Source organism: Halomonas sp. MES3-P3E, assembly GCF_002836035.1.
In the GTDB taxonomy this organism is placed as follows: Bacteria; Pseudomonadota; Gammaproteobacteria; order Pseudomonadales; family Halomonadaceae; genus Vreelandella; species Vreelandella arctica.
The window spans coordinates 1-3,778 of the sequence record NZ_PJBT01000074.1 but is presented as its reverse complement, the minus strand read 5'-3'; the positions used below and the strand labels follow the sequence as shown (position 1 = coordinate 3,778).

2 protein-coding genes are annotated in these 3,778 nt (G+C 50.6%); both read left to right on the top strand.

Annotated features, from left to right (window positions below):
* The first annotated feature begins 76 nt into the window (after positions 1-76).
* On the top strand, positions 77-2,176 hold the full coding sequence (locus CXF87_RS11715) for a putative bifunctional diguanylate cyclase/phosphodiesterase (RefSeq protein WP_101146743.1): 2,100 nt from the start codon (positions 77-79) through the stop codon (positions 2,174-2,176).
* A 103-nt stretch (positions 2,177-2,279) separates the two neighbouring features.
* The coding region (locus tag CXF87_RS11710; protein ID WP_101146742.1) for a PAS domain-containing protein at positions 2,280-3,778 on the top strand (1,499 nt) is incomplete at its 3' end.

Sequence of the window (3,778 nt, the reverse complement as noted above, 5' to 3'; positions counted from 1 at the left end):
TTAGTCAACGCCGCCAAAGCCAACGCCTATTTTATGACAAATTTGTGACACGGATTAACTTGTGAAAAGAGTCTTCATGGCAAACGTTAAGGAGAGTATTGCAAACAATTATAACGTACAGGATGTACCTCACGCTTTGCAGGCGCGCCATCACGCGCTGTTTACCCATCATCCCGATGCCATATTTGAGCTGAGCCTTGATGGCATTATCAAGCACTGTAATTCAGCCGCAGCGCATATCACCGGTATCGCCAATGAGCGTTTAACCGGTAACGCTTTTTTTCAGCTGCTCCATATCGACGCTCTCGTAGAGGCAAAAGCTGCCTTTAACGCCACCTTAAAAGGGCAACATCAAAGCTATCAAGCTCTTAGCATCAACAGTCATCAGCATGCCATTCAGCTTGAAGTCACCCACGTGCCGATTATCGCCGATGAACGAATGATAGGCGTCTATGCGATTTGCCGTGATATTACTCAGCGCAAACAGGATGAAAGCGAGCTACGCCTACTCAAACGGGGAATCGAAGCCAGCCCCAACGGCGTGGTGATGGCAGATGCCACGCAGCCCCACCTGCCTCTGGTGTATGTAAACAGTGCGTTTTCCGACATTACCGGTTACAGCGCTGAAGAAGCACTGGGCCGCAACTGCAGTTTTTTACAGGGCGAAGATTCTAACCCGGAAGCCGTTGAAGAAATTCGCCGCGGTGTCACTCAACATCAAGACGTGCAAGTACTGCTACGTAACTACCGCCGCGACGGCACTCTGTTTTGGAACCAGTTATCGATTAGCCCCGTGTTTAGCGAAACGGGCGTATGTACGCATTTTATCGGCATACAACAAGACATTACACGCCAGCGAGAGCAGGAAGCGCGTATTGCTTATCAAGCAGCTCACGACCCGCTCACCGGGCTCCCAAATCTAGGGGCACTACAAACACGCCTGGAGCATGCACTACAAAGCTGTAAATCGCGGAGGCAGGAACTGGCACTGCTTTATATCGACTTAGATGACTTTAAGCCGGTTAATGATGCGTTTGGCCATGGATTAGGAGACCAGTTACTTAAAACCGTGGCGCAACGCTTACTAGATACCGTGACAGCGGGCGTTAGTGTGGCACGCCTCTCTAGCGATGAGTTTGTGGTACTGCTAGCCCCTTCCCAAAACGAACAAGAAGCGATTGCCCTCACGAATCGTTTATTAGCGGCCCTTGCTCAGCCATTTACACTCTACCAACACTGCCTGCACATCAGCGCCAGTATTGGAATCGCTTCTAATAAAGGCAGTACCACCCAGGCGCATGACCTACTTCACCATGCTAGCCTCGCGATGGAAGATGCCAAGCGCCAAGGGCGTAATACATGGCAATGGTACTGCGGTGATGCCATCGACAATGTCGCCGAACATGTTGTTATCAGGCGAGAATTACAAGAAGCCATACAAGCTGAGCAATTTGAAGCGTATTATCAACCCATCGTGGATGCCGTTAGCGGCGACATTCGAAGTGTGGAAACGCTGATACGCTGGCACCACCCCACCAAAGGCCTTGTTTCACCGGGCGTGTTTATGCCAATTGCCGAGCAAACGGGGCAAATTATTGCCATTGGTCGCTGGGTGTTGGATCGCGCCTGTCATGATATTGCGGCCCTTAATGCTGGCCGTGAGCGCCCCCTTGCGGTGGCGGTCAATATCTCACCAATGCAGTTTCAGCGCACAGGCTTTATGAACGAAGTTAAAGCAGCGCTTGACGCTAGCGGTCTCCCCCCTGCCTTACTGGAACTGGAAGTAACAGAAGGCACGCTAATGACGAATACCCAGCAAGCCGTTGCGCTACTCACTGAAGTAAGAGACCTGGGCATTAGCGTTGCGCTGGATGACTTCGGCACTGGTTATTCGAGTCTCAGCTATTTACGCGACCTTCCTATCAGCAAGGTAAAACTCGACATTCTATTTATTCGAGGCATTTCAAAAAACGCAAAGAATGCCGCCATCGTTCAAGGTGTTATCACCATGGCCCATCACTTAAACTTAGCGGTAGTCGCCGAAGGCATTGAAACACGTGAAGAGCAAATAGATCTGCAGCAACGCCAATGCGACCTGTTGCAAGGTTTCTTGTTCTCCAAGCCCATGCCGCTTGGGATGTTAAAACACTTGCCACGGACGCTTACGCCACCCTAGAAAATGGCTGATAAAACTTCCCCTATAAACGCCATGCCTCACCTCTAAAACAGAAAAACAGGCTGCCTTACCAGGCCGCCTATTTTAGACAGGAAACATTGCCGTGCCACTGCGCCGCCTACACACTCGCCTACTGCTAGCTGTGAGCATACCGCTGATCCTAGTTTCAACGACGTTGCTGCCTGTTCTCCATGTTCATATGGAAACACGGCTCAATAGCCTGAATGACGAAGCCAATGCCCTATTAACCGTTGGGCAAGAAGCGTTAACCCGCGATATTAATGAAAGCCTTAACTACGCGCTAGCCATTGCTGAAATGCCTGAATTAAGGCGCTACCTCGCTGCGCAAAATTTAACGACACTAACTAACGAACAATATTCACTTAGCGATTTATCCCAGCTTTCTCACTTTTTAACGACCTTGATCAGCCACAACGCTCGTTACACCAAGCTAGTTCTGATTGATAATCAAGGGCGTGAAGTGCTGCGCGCACCCAGAAGCAGTGAAACGGGAGCATTGGTATCGGGCAACCTTCATGTTAATACTGACTACTTCATAGAAGCATCCAAGCTGTTACCACGCGACCTGTATATCTCACCGCCTGGCCGTAACCTGCAGTTCGAGTTATTTGGCCGCGACGTGATTCCAGTGGTCAACGTTTCCACCCCTGTGTTTGATGCCACCGGCGAGCGCCGTGGCGTGGTACTTTTAAGCCTTAATTGGGATTACCTGACTGACGCCTTGCGCCAGGCCATGTTACTTGACCAGAACGCCAATATGATTTTAATTGATGCCCAAGGCAAGTGGCTGCTGGATGAAGGTATCGGATCAGTAGATACAGCGAGTTTTGGTGGCAACTTTGCTGCGCTTTCTCCCCTCTACTGGCAAGCCATGCAGCAGCGCAATGAAGGCAACGTCACAGTAGACAACCATCTACTGCGCTTTCAAACCGAAGATATACGCACCCAGCGCTACCGCAGCCTGGCAGGTACTATTTTTAGCGACAACGCCTACCAGCCGTGGAAACTGGGGGTCACGCTCCCCCGCCCTACCTGGCAATCTCTGTTTAAAGAAGAGACCACTGTCCTGTGGTTTCTGTTGCTGACCTACGGCGATGCTGTGGCATTTGGGATATTTTGGGCCTTCAGCAGCCAACGCCAACGGGAATTACGCCAAGCCGCTCAGCGCCACGCCTATGAAGTCAGTGATTTATATGAAAATGCCCCCTGCGGCTACCACTCGCTCGATAAGTCCGGTCGCGTGGTCAAAATGAACCGCACCGAACTTGCCTGGCTAGGCTACTCTGCCAAGGAAGTGATAGGTCATATCGATTATCGAGAGCTCATTACACCAGAAACACGTGATCAGTTTGAAAAAGCCTTCCAAAACGTGAAGGACAATCAAACTGGCAGCGCTGAATGCAGTTTACTTACGCGTAACGGCGAACAGCGTCACGTGATGATTCAAGCCTCTGCCTACACGCGCAACGGTGGTTTTGTGCATTCACGAGCAACGGTGTTTGACCTTACTGAGCGTAAACAGCTTGAAGAAAAACTACGCGCGCAAGCTATGACCGACCCACTAACGGGCGTGTTTAACCG